This is a genomic window from Ruegeria sp. BA2, assembly GCF_056539605.1.
Genome location: NZ_JBQFVE010000001.1, coordinates 154,635 through 171,023, shown reverse-complemented (window position 1 = coordinate 171,023; position 16,389 = coordinate 154,635). Strand labels below are relative to the sequence as shown.

The window sequence follows — 16,389 nt, the reverse complement described above, 5'->3', positions numbered from 1 at the left end:
CTCGCGCAGCGATAGCCAGTTCCCATGTTGTCGATCTTTGATCAGGGGCCTCCACCAGCCTGCCCGCGCCCATTTAATCTTGCCGCGCATGTCCTGCGTCACGCGCAGGGATCTGCCGCGAAAACTGCGTTGTCAGTGCTCGGGCCCAATAGTGCAACTGATTGGACTTATAGCGACTTGCAATCCGCGATCTTGGGAACCGCCACCGGTTTTCTGCAGCGCGGTTTGACCCCCGGCGACATCCTTTTGATGAGATTGGGGAACACGGTCGATTTTCCAATCGCCTATCTGGGTGCGATCGCCGTGGGTCTGGTGCCGGTGCCGACCTCATCTCAGCTGACAGAACGAGAGACCGCAAAGATCATCGACGACTTGCGGCCTGCTGCGATCTTGCGCGATCCCGAAGTCTCCTGCGCGGCGCATCCGCGTCAAATACTGCTGGGTGATCTGATCGAAATGCGCGCGCTGCCCCCTGCGAGCTATGAATTGGGAGACCCCGAGCGGCTGGCCTATGTGGTTTATACTTCCGGAACATCCGGCAAACCACGCGCAGTCGCGCATGCTCATAGGGCCATTTGGGCGCGGCAAATGATGGTGGACGGTTGGTATGGCCTGCATTCCTCGGATCGACTGTGCCATGCAGGCGCATTCAATTGGACCTATACGTTGGGGACGGGTTTGATGGACCCGTGGACTATTGGCGCGACCGCTCTGATCCCTGAACCGGGGACGGACATCAACGCTCTGCCTGCCTTGTTGAAACAGCACAGCGCCACAATTTTTGCCGCGGCCCCAGGGGTCTTTAGGAAGATGCTGCAGGAAGAGGCCCAGCTGAACCTGCCCGATCTCCGCCACGGTCTTTGCGCCGGTGAAAAACTCTCGCGGCATCTTCATCAGAAATGGGTGCAGTCCACCGGGACCGAACTTTATGAAGCTTATGGCATGTCCGAATGCTCAACCTTCATTTCGTCCAGCCCCAGCCATCCTGCGCGCGGCGAGGCCTTGGGCCAGCCACAGCCGGGGCGCCGGGTTGCAATCGTCGGACCCAACGGACCAGTCCCTCAGGGGCAGGAAGGCACGATTGCAGTTCATCGCGACGACCCTGGCCTGATGCTGACCTATCTGAACGCCCCGGACGAAGCCGAGGCGCGGATGGCTGGCAATTGGTTTCTGACCGGAGATCAGGGCGCGATGGCCGCTGATGGGCAGATCATCTATCTGGGTCGCGATGACGACATGATGAACGCAGGCGGCTACCGTGTTTCACCTGTTGAAGTAGAGGCTGCCTTGTCCACCCATCCCGGCATCACGCAAGTTGGCGCGGCAGCGGTTGAAGTGAAACAAGATAGCTCGATCATCGTTGCGTTCTACACCGGCCCCGAAGAACTGGACGCGGCTGCGTTGCACACCTATGTGTCTGACAAGCTGGCGCGCTACAAACAGCCGCGTGCCTTTGTTTATCTGTCCGCCCTGCCCACCGGAGGCAACGGCAAACTCCTGCGCCGCGCCCTGCCGGCCTATTTCAAGGCGACGTCCGAATGACACAGACCGTAAAGCTCGACATCATGTCCGATCCGATTTGCCCGTGGTGCTATATCGGCAAGACCCATCTGGACAAAGCGCTTGCCGAAGTGCCAGACCACCCATTTGTGATCGAGTGGCACCCCTTTCAGCTGAACCCTGACATGCCCGACGCGGGCATGGACCGACGCGAGTATCTTGAGCGGAAGTTCGGCGGCAAGGACGGTGCGGTCCGCGCTTATGCGCCGGTTGTCGAACACGCCGAGGATGCTGGTCTGAAGATCGATTTCGAAGGCATGAAACGCACGCCAAACACGCTTGATGCCCACCGTCTGATCCACTGGGCCGGAATTGAGGGTAAGCAAAACGCCGTTGTCGACGCGCTGTTCAACGCCTATTTCGTTGAGGCACGTGACATTGGCGATCATGAAGTCCTGGCCGACATCGCCGACAGTGTCGGTATGGACGCCGCCGTGGTGCTGAAATTGCTGCAATCAGACGCCGACCGCGAAGATATCCGCACCCGCGACAGTCATTCGCGCCAGATGGGCGTAAACTCGGTCCCCACCTATATCGTTGCGAACCAACATGCGGTTCCCGGCGCGCAACCCCCTGAATTGTGGGGAAAAGTGATCTCAGACATCATGTCTCAAATTGAGGCTTCCTCTGCAGAATAGCACATAACCCTGTGCATTTCTGATCTAGTCCAACCCCGTGTGCCGTGATAGCGCTGCTGGGAAGGAGTTCCCCATGACAAATCGCATGTCTCGGGGCGAATTCATTGCTCTGATCGCGATGATGTTCGCCACGATTGCCTTTTCGATCGACTCGATGCTGCCTGCACTGCCCGAAATCGGCGCAGAGTTGAGCCCGACTGATGTCAACAAAGCGCAGCTTATCCTGACATCTTTTGTGCTAGGCATGGGGATTGGTACATTTTTCACGGGTCCAATCTCTGACGCGGTTGGACGGAAGCCGGTGATATATGGGGGCGTTGCCCTTTATATTCTCGCATCCACCGTCGCCTGGGCCAGTTCCTCGCTTGAACTCGTGCTCGCTGCGCGCATCGTACAGGGCCTTGGCGCTGCCGGACCTCGTGTTGTGGCCATGGCGATCATTCGTGATCTGTATGCCGGGCGCGAGATGGCGCGCATTATCTCAATCGCGATGATGATCTTTACATTGGTGCCCGCCGCTGCGCCGTTGCTGGGTGCTGGCGTAATCGCATTGGTCGGCTGGCGGGGCATCTTTGTGTCATTCATCCTATTTGCCTCGATCATCGTGGTTTGGATGACGATGCGCCTGCCGGAATCATTAGCTGCGGAGAACCGTCGCCCCTTCCGCCTGCCGCTGATGATCGCGGCTGTACACGAGATGTTGGCACATCCAACCGTCCGCCTGTCGATCCTCGTACAGACCCTGTGCATGGGGTTGCTGTTCACAATGTTGACGATGGTGCAGCCGGTTTTTGATGTCATCCATGACCGTGCTGATAGCTTCCCCTTCTGGTTCGGATTTATTGCTCTAATTTCTGGCTCGGCCAGCCTTTTGAACGCCGCACTTGTGGTGCGTCTCGGGATGCGCCGGATCGTGACCTGGGCATTGGGTGCGCAAATTCTGATAACGGGCTGTGTCATAGTGCTGAACCTGATGCCTTTGCCCCCGGATGCCTCATTCGCACTGTTCGTGACGTGGCAGACCACCGTGTTCTTCATGGCGGGTTTGACCATGGGCAACCTGAATGCCATCGCGATGGAGCCGATGGGTCATATTGCGGGCATGGCAGCCTCGGTGATCGGATCGATTGCAACGGTTCTCGCTGCTGGCATTGCGGCCCCGGTCGGATTGCTGTTCGATGGTTCAATCACGCCGCTTACAACCGCCGTGCTGATCATGTGCATTCTTGGCTTCGGCCTGATGCTGCATATGGGACGTATCGAAAACCGGCTGCCTGCCTGATCTGGGCAGAGCGCCTGAAAAACGCTAACCTTCCCGCAATTCGTCGGGAGGGGGCGTTATGAGTGATTACTATGATCTGGGCACATATTCCTGTGCCATTACCACGGCATCACCCGAGGCGCAGCTTTGGTTCAATCGAGGGCTGGTCTGGACCTATGGCTATAACCATGACGAGGCTGTCTCGTGCTTCCAGAAGGCAGCCGAGCATGATCCCAACTGCGCAATGGCTCATTGGGGTGTCGCTTATGCAGCCGGCCCAAACTACAACCTGCCGTGGGATTTGCGTGATGACCAAGGCCAAATCAAAGCGCTGGCAACTGCCTATGATGCAACACAACGGGCGATTGCACTGCTGGATACCTGCACCCCGGTGGAACGGGCACTAATCCGCGCCCTGCCCGCGCGCTACCCACAGCGGGACCCGATCGAGGAAATGCATCGTTGGGATTATGACTATGCCGACGCCATGCGGGCAGCCTTTGCGGATCACGCCGACGATCTGGATTTGCGGACGATTTATGTGGAGTCGCTGCTGAACCTGACCCCATGGCAGATGTGGGATCTGAAATCCGGTCAACCTGCCGAGGGGGCTGCCACGCTCGAGGCGCAAAAGGCGTTAGAAACCGCCATGGCCGAAGACCCTGCAGCGATGTCTCATCCCGGCCTTCTGCATCTCTACGTCCATTTGATGGAGATGTCGCCGACACCTGAAAAGGCCCTCAAGGCAGGGGATATCCTACGCACTCTGGTGCCTGATGCGGGGCATCTGGTGCATATGCCAACGCATATCGACGTTCTATGCGGCCACTACCACAATGTAGTGCAGTGGAACGAAGAGGCTTCGGTGGCCGACCTGAAGTATTATGAACGCGAAGGCGCCTTCAACATTTACACCGGATATCGCCAGCACAATTATCACTTCACGATCTATGGTGCCTTGTTCCTGGGCCAGATGGAACCCGCCCTGCGTGCCAATCAGGGACTATGGGATACAACGCCCGAGGATATGCTGCGGATCGAAAGTCCGCCCATGGCGGATTACTTCGAAAGCTACATGTCCATGGGCCCGCATATACTGATCCGCTTTGGGCGCTGGGAAGAGGCTAAGGCGTTGGAACTGCCCGATGATCCTGATCTCTTTCGTACGCTGACCGCGACCACGCACTACGCCCGTGCAGTCGCCCATGCGGCCACCGGCAAAGTCGAACAGGCCGAGGCCGAGGAACAGCTGTTTCTGGCCGCAAAAACCTGCGTGCCAGAGACCCGCCGCCTGCACAACAACCGCGTTATCGATCTGCTTGAAATCGCCGGCGAAATGCTGCGCGGGGAAATCGAGTATCGCAAAGGCAACTATGAGATCGCCTATGCACACCTGCGCCGATCGGTCGAGCTGGACGATACGCTGCCTTATGACGAGCCTTGGGGATGGATGCAGCCAACCCGCCACGCCCTGGGGGCACTGCTGTTTGAACAGGGTCATGTAGCTGAGGCCGAAGAAGTCTATCGCGAGGATCTGGGCCTTGGTGGAACCCTCAGCCGCGCCTCAATCCATCCTGATAACGTCTGGAGCCTAAAGGGCCTGCATGACTGCCTGAAAGCGCGTGGTGAAAACGTGGAAATTAAGCAAGTTCAACAACGGCTGGATCTCGCTCTTGCCCGAGCAGACCGGGCCGTCGGAGCATCCTGCTTCTGCGCCCAAGCCGCGATGAAAGCTGCTGAATGAAACTGTTCCTGTTGGTTCTGACCCTGCTGATCTGTGGCCCGGCATTTGCGCAGCGCCAGTCTTTTCCGCCGGTGGACGAAGCCGGACAGGATCCGTCTTTACAGGCGTTCAGAGCAGATCTGCGCGCACATATTGAAGCGCGCGATACCGACGCAGTGGTGGCTGCGGCCTGCCCTGATATTTACCTCAGCCATGGCAGCAAAGGAGGCCCTGATGAGTTCCGTACGAACCTGACTGTTCCACCAGAATTGCTGGGCGACGAATTCAAGGACGAGGCCGACGAACTCCGTGACGCCTATTGGGCCGACCTGCAAAATACATTGTCGCAACCGGGGTATTTCGATGATCAAGGTGAATTCTGGATGCCAGCGCATTGGCAGATCACTCTTCCCGCCTCACTTGACCCATTCACTGCATATTTCGTCCCGGCCGAGCGGGTATCATTGCGTCAGTCCCCATCCATCAGCGGAACAATCATTGGTCTAGTTAGCCATGAGGTCGTAATCGTCCCCGATTTTCAACCGGACAATCCCTATCAAAAGGTCAGGCTGACAGATGGGACCCCGGGTTTCATATATAACGACTTTCTAACCTCAATGTCCGGCTACCGCGCTGCCCTCGTGAAATCCGATTCAGGTGACTGGCAGCTCTGCACTTTTGTGACCGGGGATTAGGCTTTTGCCTTTTTCTTTACCGCCATGACTTTTTCGGCAAGATCACGAGCAATCGCGAAAGCCCCTTTGATCTTGTCACTGTCTTTCTTCCAATCACGCCGCACCACAATCTTGTTGTCCTTGACCTTGGCAAGCCCACGCTGGTTCTGGATGAATTCGACCAGCCCTTGAGGCGAGGCGAACTTGTCGTTGTGAAACTGGATCGTTGCGCCCTTTGGCCCTCCGTCCAGCTTGGCGATCCCTGCGCGTTTGCACATGGCTTTGATGCGGACGACCAGCATCAGGGTGTTTACCTCTTTCGGTAGCGCACCGAAGCGATCGATCAATTCCGCTGCAAAGCCTTCCAGCTCGACCTTCGTCGAAAGGGACGACAGGCGGCGATAGAGGCCCAAACGCACATCCAGATCGGGTACATAATCCTCGGGGATCAGAACCGGCACGCCCAGATTGATCTGGGGTGCCCATTGGTCATCGGCATCCGACAGGCCTTCCATCTCACCTGCTTTGATCTTGGCAATCGCCTCTTCCAGCATCGACTGATAAAGCTCATAGCCCACATCGCGCATCTGGCCCGATTGTTCCTCGCCCAACAGGTTACCCGCGCCACGAATGTCCAAATCCTGCGACGCCAGAGTGAACCCCGCACCGAGCGTATCGAGCGAGCCCAGAACCCGCAGGCGTTTCTCGGCAGTCGCGGTCAGACGCGCGCGCGGTTTAGTCGTCAAATAAGCATAAGCGCGGGTTTTCGAGCGCCCCACCCGGCCCCTGATCTGATAAAGCTGCGCAAGGCCGAACATGTCCGCCCGATGCACGACCATCGTGTTCGCAGTCGGGATGTCCAGCCCGCTTTCCACAATCGTTGTGGCCAGCAGCACATCATACTTGCCGTCGTAAAAGGCGTTCATGCGGTCATCAAGCTCGCCTGCTGCCATCTGACCGTGGGCCACCACATAGGTCAGCTCGGGGAGTTGTTCTTTCAGGAATTCCTCAATCTCTGGCAGGTCAGAGATGCGTGGAACGACATAGAAGCTCTGCCCCCCCCGATAGTGTTCGCGCAACAGCGCCTCACGGATTGTCACCGCATCAAACTCGCTGACATAAGTTCGGATCGCCAGACGGTCGATGGGCGGGGTACCTATGATCGACAAGTCTCGCACCCCGGTCAGGCTCAATTGCAGAGTACGTGGGATCGGTGTTGCGGTCAGCGTCAGCACATGCACATCGGAACGCAGCTGTTTAAGCCGTTCCTTGTGACCTACGCCAAAATGCTGTTCCTCATCGATGATCAACAAGCCCAGATTGTTAAACCGTATCCCCTTGGCCAGCAGCGCATGGGTCCCGATCACAATATCCACAGTTCCACGCGCCAGCCCGTCACGGGTCTGCTGCGCCTCTTTCGCGGACACGAAACGCGACAATTGCCGAACCTCCAGCGGGAACCCCCGGAAGCGCTCCTTGAACGATGCCGCATGCTGGCGCGCCAGCAAAGTCGTCGGTGCAACAACCGCCACCTGAACGCCCGACATGGCAGCAACAAATGCAGCACGCATCGCAACCTCGGTTTTGCCAAACCCGACATCGCCACAGATCAGACGATCCATCGGCGCGCCCGAGTGCATATCCTCCATCACTTCAGAGATCGCGCGCAACTGGTCATCCGTTTCCTGATAGGGGAAACGGGCGCTGAACTCCTCCCATGCGTGGGGCGGCGGGTCCATCACCGGAGCTTTCCGCAAGGCGCGCTCGGCGGCGATGCGGATCAGCTTGTCCGCCATTTCGCGAATGCGCTCTTTCAGCTTGGCCTTCTTGGCCTGCCATGCTCCGCCGCCCAGTCGGTCCAGCAGCCCTTCGTCATGGCCGTACTTCGACAGCAGTTCGATATTTTCGACCGGCAGATAAAGCTTTGACTGTTCGGCGTATTCCAGCAAAAGGCACTCATGCGCTGCACCGGCGGCGGTGACAACCTCCATGCCTTTGTAGCGCCCGATCCCATGATCGACGTGAACCACCAGATCGCCGGGTGTCAGGGATTGCGTCTCGGTCAGGAAATTCTCGGCCTTGCGGCGTTTCTTAGGCTGGCGGATCAACCGGTCGCCCAACACATCCTGTTCCGAGACCACGGTCAGATTGGGCGCTTCGAACCCATGCTCCAAAGCCCAGACAGCAAGATGCAAGCCGCGTTTGCCAATCCGAGTTCCATCCGTCACTGGGATCGCCTCGGCCAGACCTTCATCTTCGATCAATCCCGTAAGACGTTCGCGCGCACCTTCGGAATAAGACGCAATCAGAACCGGGCCCTTGGACATCTTGTCGCTGATATGGCTGGCCAGTGCGCCGAACAAGCTGATACTTTCCTGCTGCCGCTCAGGGGCAAAGTTGCGCCCGATCCGACCGCCGGCGTCTATGACACCCGGACCGCTTGCTTGGGGCAGCGGATTAAACTGGAGTACGCGCCGATCTTCGACCACGCCTTCCCATGCGGTGTCGTCCAGATAAAGTAGACCGGGTGGCGTGGGCTTATAAACCGTATCCATGCGCGAGCGATTTTCCAGCGCCAGCTTTCGCGTCTCATACTGATCGGCGATTGTATCCCACCGCGCCAGACGAGCAGGCGTCACCTGATCGTCCAGTGAGATCGTGGCCCCCGGCAGATAGTCGAACAGCGTCTCCAGCTTTTCGTGAAAGAACGGAAGCCAATGTTCGATACCCTGATGTTTACGGCCTGCGCTGACGGCCTCATACAGCGGATCATCCGTACCAGCCGCGCCGAATTCGATGCGATAATTCTGGCGAAATCGGGTGATCGCTGCATCGTCCAGAATGACTTCGGAGACGGGTGCGAGCTCGACCACCTCAAGCTTTTCGGTCGTGCGCTGCGAGACAGGATCGAACCGGCGTGCGCCGTCGAGAACGTCGCCGAACAAGTCCAGCCGGACAGGCCCGCTCTCGCCAGGAGGGAAGATATCGATGATACCGCCACGGATCGCATAGTCGCCGGGTTCCATGACTGTGGGGCTCTGCGTAAAGCCCATACGCACTAAAAAATTGCGCAGCGCGTCCTCATCAATGCGCTGATCTACGCGGGCGGTGAATGCGGCCTCACGCAAGACCTCGCGCGCAGGCACGCGTTGCGTTGCCGCATTCAGCGTGGTCAGAAGCACAAATTGCTGCGGCATCTGATGCACCAAGGCAGCCAATGTCGCCACCCGTGCTGCAGAAATATCCGCGTTGGGGGAAACCCGATCGTAGGGCAGGCAATCCCATCCGGGGAAAATGAACACCGGCATGTCAGGCGCAAAGAACGCAAGCGCAGCCCGCATCGCTTCCATTCGCTTGTCATCGCGCGCAACATGGCAGACCGGACTGCCCGAGCGTGCAACCTCATTCAGGACAAGCTGCGCATCAAACCCCTCGGGGGCGCCGCCAACAGTTACGTGGTTCGGAGCCGTCATTATTATGCCTTTCAGAGACTACCAGCCCAGGACGCCAATCGAAACGTTCTGATACATGCCCCAAAGCGAAGTGATCAAGATAGAAAACATACCGATGATCTGTGTAAATATTCGGCAGCGCATCAGTATTTTCGAAACGTTTTCAACCGTCGCCTCGATCCGTCCCAGCCTGCGTGCAGCCGCGATATTGATCATCATGACGAAGCACATCGGGAAGAGCAGCAAAAAAACGGCTTGGCCGAATTCCACGCCATAAAAGAACCCAAGTGTTGCCAGCCCGGTCAAAACAAAGCAGCAAATGGCCAAAATGATCAAACCTGACGTATCTACAATGTATAGCAGCCGGTTTGAGTTTATCCGCACAATGTCGAGCAGATCCTGTTCGGATTGCCCTCCGGTTCGGCGCGCACGCATCACCAGATCGTAAGGCACGCCCATCGCCCAATGACTGGCCGATGACCAAAGAACGGCCAACCCGATCCAATACCAAAGATTCGAAAAGCTCCGCATGTCGATGAGTTCGAAGATCGAAGAGTATATGTCCAAGCGTCTGCCCTTTATTCAACGTCCGCAGGGACCGTCATCACAACGATGCGTCCATTGTTACCCTTGAGACCACCGGGAATTCATGCCACCCAATGCGGAATTGTTCAAGGAGAGTGCGCCATGAAACCCACCATTGCCCCCTATCCCAAAGCCCGCTTTCGCCGGGCAAGACAATCCGAGGCAATCCGTGGGTTGGTGCGCGAGAATACGGTTACGGTGGATGACTTTATCTGGCCTGTTTTTGTGCGTGATGGTGAGGGAATAGAACAGCCTGTTCCCTCAATGCCCGGTGTCATGCGTCTTTCGGTCGATCTGATCGCAAAAGCCGCGGTCGAGGCGCAAGCCCTTGGCATTCCTGCAATCTGCATCTTTCCCTACACCGATCCCAATCTAAAAACTGAAGACTGCGCCGAGGCCTGGAACCCGGACAACTTGTCCAACCGCGCCATCCGCGCGATCAAGACAGCCGCGCCGAATATCGCGGTGATGACAGACGTGGCACTGGATCCATACAACATCAACGGACATGACGGCTATGTGGTCGATGGTGAGATCGTGAACGATCAGACGATCGAAGCGCTGGTTAAAATGACGCTGGCCCAAGCCGAGGCCGGTGCCGACATCATTGGACCATCGGACATGATGGATGGACGCATTGGCGCGATGCGCAACGCACTTGAGGCAGCCGGGCATCACAATGTCATGATCCTCAGCTATGCCGCCAAGTACGCAAGTGCCTTTTATGGCCCATTCCGCGATGCGGTGGGTGCCTCTGGTGCGCTCACCGGCGACAAAAAAACTTATCAGATGGACCCTGCAAACTCGAACGAAGCGCTGCGCCTGATCGAACGCGATCTGTCCGAGGGTGCCGACATGGTCATGATCAAACCTGGCATGCCATATCTGGATATCTGTCGCCGAGTGAAGGACAGCTTCGGAGCACCTACTTATGCCTATCAGGTGTCAGGCGAATACGCGATGATCCAGGCGGCGGCCCAAAACGGCTGGATCGATGGCGAGAAGGTCATGCTGGAAAGCCTGCTGGCCTTTAAGCGCGCGGGATGCGATGGCATCCTGACCTACTTTGCCCCCGAGGCAGCGCGCGTCCTCCAAAGCTAACACCGTAGATTTTCGCGATTTTTCGCCGATTTGCTGCGCCTGCAGCACAGCTTTCCCGTGACAGGCAGGCGCAATCGGCGTATTCTTGCAAGCAAGATCGGGAATACCCGACAAATCAGGCACATACACAGAGACAGAGAAACATGAGCAGTTCAAACTCCCCCCGACTCAGCCGTCGCGGTTTTGCTTTTGGCATGGCCGCGCTGACGCTGACCGCCGCTTGCGGTAATGGCGTTGGGAACACCAACGCGGTTACACTCGACGCGCGCGTCGATGCGACGCTGAACGAAATGTACAGCAAGTACCCAAACACATTGGAAATCGCCAACAAGGCCAATGGCATGCTGGTCATGCCGCTGATCACCGATGCCGGATTTATCTTTGGTGGCGCTTACGGTCAGGGCGCGTTGCGTATTGACGGCGCGACAGTCGATTATTACTCGGCGATCTCTGGCAGCGCAGGGCTGCAGATTGGTGCGCAGCAATATGCGCACGTCCTGTTCTTCATGACCGAAGAGGCGCTGAATGATTTCCGCCGGTCCAGCGGTTGGACCGCCGGGGCCGATATCGGTTACGTCGTCGATGCGACGGGTGAATCGCTTTCAACCGACACGAACCAACTGCGCAAACCCGTGCTGGCCGCTGTCTTCGGGCAGGCTGGCCTGAAATTTGGCGCAACCGTCGAAGGCACCAAATACACGCGCATTATCCCCTAACGTCAGATACCACCCTCCCCCCTCTGATGAGCCCCGCTACATCTTGTGGCGGGGCTTTGAGTTTTAATGAATTTCCACAATTTCCAGTGCATTCCTCTTTCGGTTCAGCAGGGGTTCCGATAACCTCGGCACCAACGAATAGGCTAGAATCTTGGGGGACAGATGGGTCTGGTTTTTCGCTGGTTGGTGAGGCTTACAACAGGCCTGATCCTATTGGCAGTTGCCGCAGTTGGGCTGGTCTATTTTTTGGCCAGCCAGTCCCTGCCCGAATACAATCAAAGCCTTGAGGTTGAAGGGATAACCGCACCGGTCGAGATTGTGCGCGACACAGCGAATGTTCCGCATGTTTTGGGCCAGTCTGACCCCGATGTGTTCTTCGGCCTTGGCTACGCCCATGCGCAAGACCGACTGTGGCAATTGACTGTTTTGCGCCGCACCGTGCAAGGCCGTTTGTCCGAAGTATTCGGCCAGCGAACCGTATCGATCGACAAGCTGCTGCGACGACTGGACCTCTACGGCCTCGCGCATCGTTCAGTCGAAGTTCAGGATGACTATACCAAAGCCGTATTGCGGGCATATTCCGCCGGGATCAACGCGCGCCTGACTGAAATCAACGAAGAGGCGTTGGGCCGTGGTGCGCCCGAGATGTTCTTGTTCAACGCACCCGTACCGCCTTGGCAACCGGGAGACAGTCTGGCCATTATGAAGCTGATGAGCCTGCAACTTTCCGGCCATCTTGCCGATGAAGTATTGCGCGCGCGCACTTCGTTGATGCTGAACGATCCTGCGCGGCTGGCCGACATATTACCCGACGTTCCCGGCCCCGGCACCGCTGCGCTGCCTGAATACGCCGCGTTGTTCCCCAACCTGCCGCGCTATGCGCAAAGCGCGCCGATGCATGATGTGGCCCTGTCGCCCTTTCCCCAGCGCGGCTTGGCCGGCGCATCAAATGCATGGACTGCAGCACCGTCCCGTTCCGCCAGCGGAGGCACGTTGCTGGCCAATGATCCACATCTGGGCTTCACTGCCCCCGGCATCTGGTATCTTGCCCGGTTGGAGTTGGCCAAAGGCGGTGTGATCGGTGCGACCATCCCCGGTATTCCGGCGATTTCAGCAGGGCGGAGTGAGCGTTTGGGGTGGGGGCTGACATCCTCCTATCTGGATGATCAAGACGTTCACATCGAACAGCTGAACCCGGACAATCCGGAGGAATACCTTACGCCGGACGGCTACAAACAATTCCAGTCCCGCCCCTCGATCATCGAAATCAAGGACGCTGCCCCGATCACCCTGACCCTGCTCTGGACCGAGAATGGACCCGTTTTGCCGGGGACGCATTATGATCTAGAAACCATCACACCCCAAGGTCATGTAGCGTCTTTGTCCTGGAGCGCACTCAGCCCGCGCGATACATCGATGAGTGCATCATTGGCGCTGATGAATGCCGATACTGTCCGTGAAGCCATTGATGTAGCAGAAGATTTCATCGCACCGTCGCAGAACCTGTCCCTCATCGACAAAGATACCATTGGCCTGAAATTGATTGGTGCAATGCCAAGGCGCGATCTGAACAATCAAAGCCGTGGCCGCATTCCCACCCCCGGCTGGCTTGAGCGTAATCGCTGGCAAGGCCGCCTGCCCTATGCCGACAATCCTGAATTCGTAGCCCCGGCTGGCGGAGTGCTGGGCAATACCAATAACAAGATCATCGACCGTCCCTTCCCCAATCACGTCTCTTACGAATGGGGCGACACTCAGCGCATCAATCGCTGGGAACGTCTAATGCAGTCGCGCGAGGTTCATACCCGCGACAGCTTTATAGAAGCTCAACTGGATACCGTCAGTTTTACGGCACGCTCGCTGCTGCCACTGATCGGTGCTGATCTCTGGTTCACCGGTGAATCCGCGCCCGAAGGCACTCCGGAACGGCAACGACAGATCGCTCTGGATCTGCTGGCCAACTGGAACGGTGAGATGAACGAACATTTGCCGGAACCGTTGATCTACGCCGCGTGGTTGCGCGCGTTACAAATCCGCCTGATCTCGGATGAACTTGGTCCGCTGGCTGCTGAATACAAGCATGTCGAGCCGCTGTTCATTGAGCGTGTGTATCGTGACATCGACGGCGCCTCGATCTGGTGCAACGTGCGCCAGAGCGCTCCGGTTGAGACTTGCACCGACATGGCACGGCTGGCGCTGGACGATGCGATTATCTGGATTTCTGAACGCTATGGCACCGCGCTTGAATCCTTGCGTTGGGGCGATGCGCATCAGGCCACCCACGACCATCCTGTTCTGGGCGAGGTTCCGGTGTTGCGGTTCTTCGTCAATATCCGACAATCCACCAGCGGAGGTGACAACACCCTGCTACGAGGGCGCACCTCGGGCCAAGGGCCTGATCCGTTCCAGAACGTCCATGGTGCGGGCTATCGCGGCGTATATGATTTTGCAGACCCCGACAGCTCGGTCTTCATCACTGCGACGGGGCAATCGGGTCATTTCCTGTCTCGTTATTATGACGATCAAGCCCAGTTGTGGCGACGTGGTGAATACATACCGATGTCTCTGGATATTGATCTGGCGCGTGCAGCAGCAGTCGGTGTCACCCTGCTGAACCCGCGCTGACTTGATCGGCAAATCCTCGCCCCTTTTATTACACCGCGTGGACGCATCCGCCCATATTCGCCTAAACTGATTTGGTTACTGCATTCGTGCAACAGGGGGCAATATGGGTAGTTTTCGCGATACCATAAACAATCTCGCACGCGACTATGCTATCGCTTGGAGTTCGGGTGATCCCGATGCAGTCGCCAGCTTTTTTGCTCCTGATGGCCAGATCAGCATCAACCGTGGCGACCCGCTGCAAGGCCACGCAGCTATCGCCGATATGGCCCGAGGATTTTATGCCGAATTCCCAGACCTTGAGGTACGTTGCGACATGATGCGGTGGGCCGGAGGTCACGCCATCTTTGTCTGGACGCTTGAAGGCCATCATTCTGAGACCGGCAATCGTGTTGTAACGCGCGGTTGGGAGGAGTGGGAGCTATCGGCAGACAATAAGGTCCAATCTTCCCTTGGTTGGTTCGACGCCGAAGACTATCAGCGTCAAATCGACGGCAACTAGAGCGCCGCGAATCGAGATGCTTGCTTGTCAGTCCAAAGCACTTTGATCTCAAAGCCTTCGTCGGTCTGTTCTTCAGACTTCACCACATCCTGACGGAACAACCACGCGCGTTTCTGGCCTTCGGCAAAGCTCAAGGACAGCGTCGTTTCATGCCGTGCGCCCTGCAGGATCGTCGCAATTTCTGACAGCAACGGTTCGACGCCCTCACCAGTGACCGCCGAAATAGCAAAGATCGCCGGATCACGTTCGGCCCGGGCCAGCGGCGCCTCGCGGTCCTCAGGGCTCAGCAAGTCAATCTTGTTCCAGACTTCCAACCGGGGTCGATCATCTTCGACACCAAGTGAGGCCAGGATCGTTTCGACATCCTGCGCTTGCGCCTCAGTCTCTTCGTGGCTGATATCACGGACATGCACCACCAGATCAGCGCCCAGCACCTCTTCCAGCGTGGCGCGGAAGGCGGCGACCAGTTCCGTTGGCAGGTTCGAGATGAAACCCACCGTGTCCGACAGGATCACTTCAGGGCCGTCCGGCAATTCCACCCGCCGCATCGTCGGATCCAGCGTGGCGAACAGCATGTCTTTGGCCATCACCTCGGCCCCGGTGAGCCGGTTGAACAGTGTGGACTTTCCAGCGTTGGTATATCCGACCAAAGCCACGATCGGATAAGGCACCTTGGCCCGCGCAGCGCGATGCAGGGTTCGGGTCTTTACGACTTTCTGCAACTGACGGCGTAGGCGGACCAGTTGTTCATCAATGGCGCGCCGGTCGGCCTCGATCTGCGTTTCACCGGGACCGCCGACAAACCCAAGACCACCCCTCTGGCGTTCAAGGTGGGTCCACGCCCTTACCAAACGCGTGCGCTGATAGCTCAGCGCGGCCATCTCGACCTGCAGCACACCTTCGCGGGTGCGCGCACGATCGCTGAAAATCTCTAGAATCAAGCCAGTTCGGTCGAGGATTTTGACCTTCCACGCCTTTTCCAGATTGCGCTGCTGAACCGGAGTCACTGGCCCATCGATCAAAACCAGCTCGATCTCATGGTCATGCAGACGTTCGGCCAGCTCTTCGATCTTACCGCTGCCGAACAGCAACCCGGCTTGCGCGCGCGGCAGGCGCACGATTTCAGACCCGACCACATCCAGATCGGGCAAAGCGGCAGCCAATGCCACCGCCTCTTCCAGCGCCGGTTCGGGGACGCGGCGCTGTTCATCTGATTTGATTTCGGGATGCAGCACCCAAGCCCGGGTGCACGCCCTCTCATGTTCCATCAAGAGGCGTCTTCGCCCTCATACAGGTTGATCGGCTGTGATGGCATGATGGTCGAAATCGCGTGTTTATAAACCAGCTGCGACTGTCCGTCGCGGCGCAGCAGCACACAGAAATTGTCGAACCAGGTGATCACACCCTGCAATTTCACGCCGTTGATCAGGAATATTGTGACCGGGACCTTTGCTTTCCGTACATTGTTCAGGAACGCGTCCTGCAGATTCTGTCTGTCCGAAGCCATATTTTATTATCTCGCCATTGTTCTTGCTACGCGCTGCGGACCAACGCG

At 57.6% G+C, this 16,389-nt stretch carries 13 protein-coding genes; 9 read left to right on the top strand and 4 right to left on the bottom strand.

Features of this window, described 5'->3' with window-relative positions; genetic code table 11:
* The first annotated feature begins 24 nt into the window (after positions 1-24).
* The 5 genes from ACR0NN_RS00845 (at position 25) to ACR0NN_RS00825 (ending at position 5,877) form a co-directional block, all read left to right on the top strand.
* Positions 25-1,542, top strand: coding sequence for a class I adenylate-forming enzyme family protein (locus ACR0NN_RS00845; protein WP_170718788.1), 1,518 nt, complete (start codon positions 25-27; stop codon positions 1,540-1,542).
* The gene (locus ACR0NN_RS00840) at positions 1,539-2,198 is read left to right on the top strand and encodes a DsbA family oxidoreductase (protein ID WP_170683677.1); all 660 of its coding nucleotides are present in this window, start codon (positions 1,539-1,541) and stop codon (positions 2,196-2,198) included. Before ACR0NN_RS00845 ends, ACR0NN_RS00840 begins: the two co-directional genes overlap by 4 nt.
* A gap of 73 nt (positions 2,199-2,271) precedes the next feature.
* Positions 2,272-3,480: a multidrug effflux MFS transporter gene (locus ACR0NN_RS00835; protein WP_170683676.1), complete on the top strand. Its 1,209-nt coding sequence runs from the start codon at positions 2,272-2,274 to the stop codon at positions 3,478-3,480.
* 58 nt (positions 3,481-3,538) lie between these two features.
* On the top strand, positions 3,539-5,203 hold the full coding sequence (locus tag ACR0NN_RS00830) for a tetratricopeptide repeat protein (protein ID WP_170718786.1): 1,665 nt from the start codon (positions 3,539-3,541) through the stop codon (positions 5,201-5,203).
* Entirely contained in the window at positions 5,200-5,877 is a 678-nt protein-coding gene (locus ACR0NN_RS00825; protein ID WP_170718784.1) for an SH3 domain-containing protein, read from the top strand. Before ACR0NN_RS00830 ends, ACR0NN_RS00825 begins: the two co-directional genes overlap by 4 nt.
* Here the strand turns inward: ACR0NN_RS00825 and mfd are convergent.
* Positions 5,874-9,329 carry a transcription-repair coupling factor gene (mfd, locus tag ACR0NN_RS00820; RefSeq protein ID WP_170718783.1) on the bottom strand — a complete coding sequence of 1,152 codons (3,456 nt, stop codon included), beginning with the start codon at positions 9,327-9,329 and terminating at the stop codon, positions 5,874-5,876. The genes ACR0NN_RS00825 and mfd overlap by 4 nt on opposite strands.
* An 18-nt stretch (positions 9,330-9,347) precedes the next feature.
* A complete protein-coding gene (locus ACR0NN_RS00815) occupies positions 9,348-9,875 on the bottom strand; it encodes a component of SufBCD complex (protein ID WP_170718781.1) in 528 nt (175 codons plus the stop codon).
* 120 nt (positions 9,876-9,995) lie between these two features.
* Here ACR0NN_RS00815 and hemB point away from each other — a divergent pair, with 120 nt between their 5' ends.
* The 4 genes from hemB (at position 9,996) to ACR0NN_RS00795 (ending at position 14,834) form a co-directional block, all read left to right on the top strand.
* Positions 9,996-10,994: a porphobilinogen synthase gene (gene hemB / locus ACR0NN_RS00810; protein WP_170718779.1), complete on the top strand. Its 999-nt coding sequence runs from the start codon at positions 9,996-9,998 to the stop codon at positions 10,992-10,994.
* Positions 10,995-11,137: 143 nt separating this feature from the next.
* Positions 11,138-11,710, top strand: a complete 573-nt coding sequence (locus tag ACR0NN_RS00805; protein ID WP_170718776.1) for a YSC84-related protein — start codon at positions 11,138-11,140, stop codon at positions 11,708-11,710.
* A gap of 162 nt (positions 11,711-11,872) precedes the next feature.
* On the top strand, positions 11,873-14,335 hold the full coding sequence (locus ACR0NN_RS00800; RefSeq protein WP_170718774.1) for a penicillin acylase family protein: 2,463 nt from the start codon (positions 11,873-11,875) through the stop codon (positions 14,333-14,335).
* A gap of 103 nt (positions 14,336-14,438) precedes the next feature.
* A complete protein-coding gene (locus ACR0NN_RS00795) occupies positions 14,439-14,834 on the top strand; it encodes a nuclear transport factor 2 family protein (RefSeq protein ID WP_170683668.1) in 396 nt (131 codons plus the stop codon).
* Here the strand turns inward: ACR0NN_RS00795 and hflX are convergent.
* Both hflX and hfq read right to left on the bottom strand, forming a co-directional pair.
* Complete coding sequence (gene hflX, locus ACR0NN_RS00790; protein ID WP_480683710.1) at positions 14,831-16,102, bottom strand: GTPase HflX; 1,272 nt, start codon at positions 16,100-16,102, stop codon at positions 14,831-14,833. The two genes, ACR0NN_RS00795 and hflX, sit on opposite strands and share 4 nt — an antisense overlap.
* Positions 16,102-16,341: an RNA chaperone Hfq gene (gene hfq / locus ACR0NN_RS00785; RefSeq protein ID WP_005982826.1), complete on the bottom strand. Its 240-nt coding sequence runs from the start codon at positions 16,339-16,341 to the stop codon at positions 16,102-16,104. The genes hflX and hfq overlap by 1 nt, the downstream gene beginning before the upstream one ends.
* Positions 16,342-16,389 lie beyond the last annotated feature (48 nt).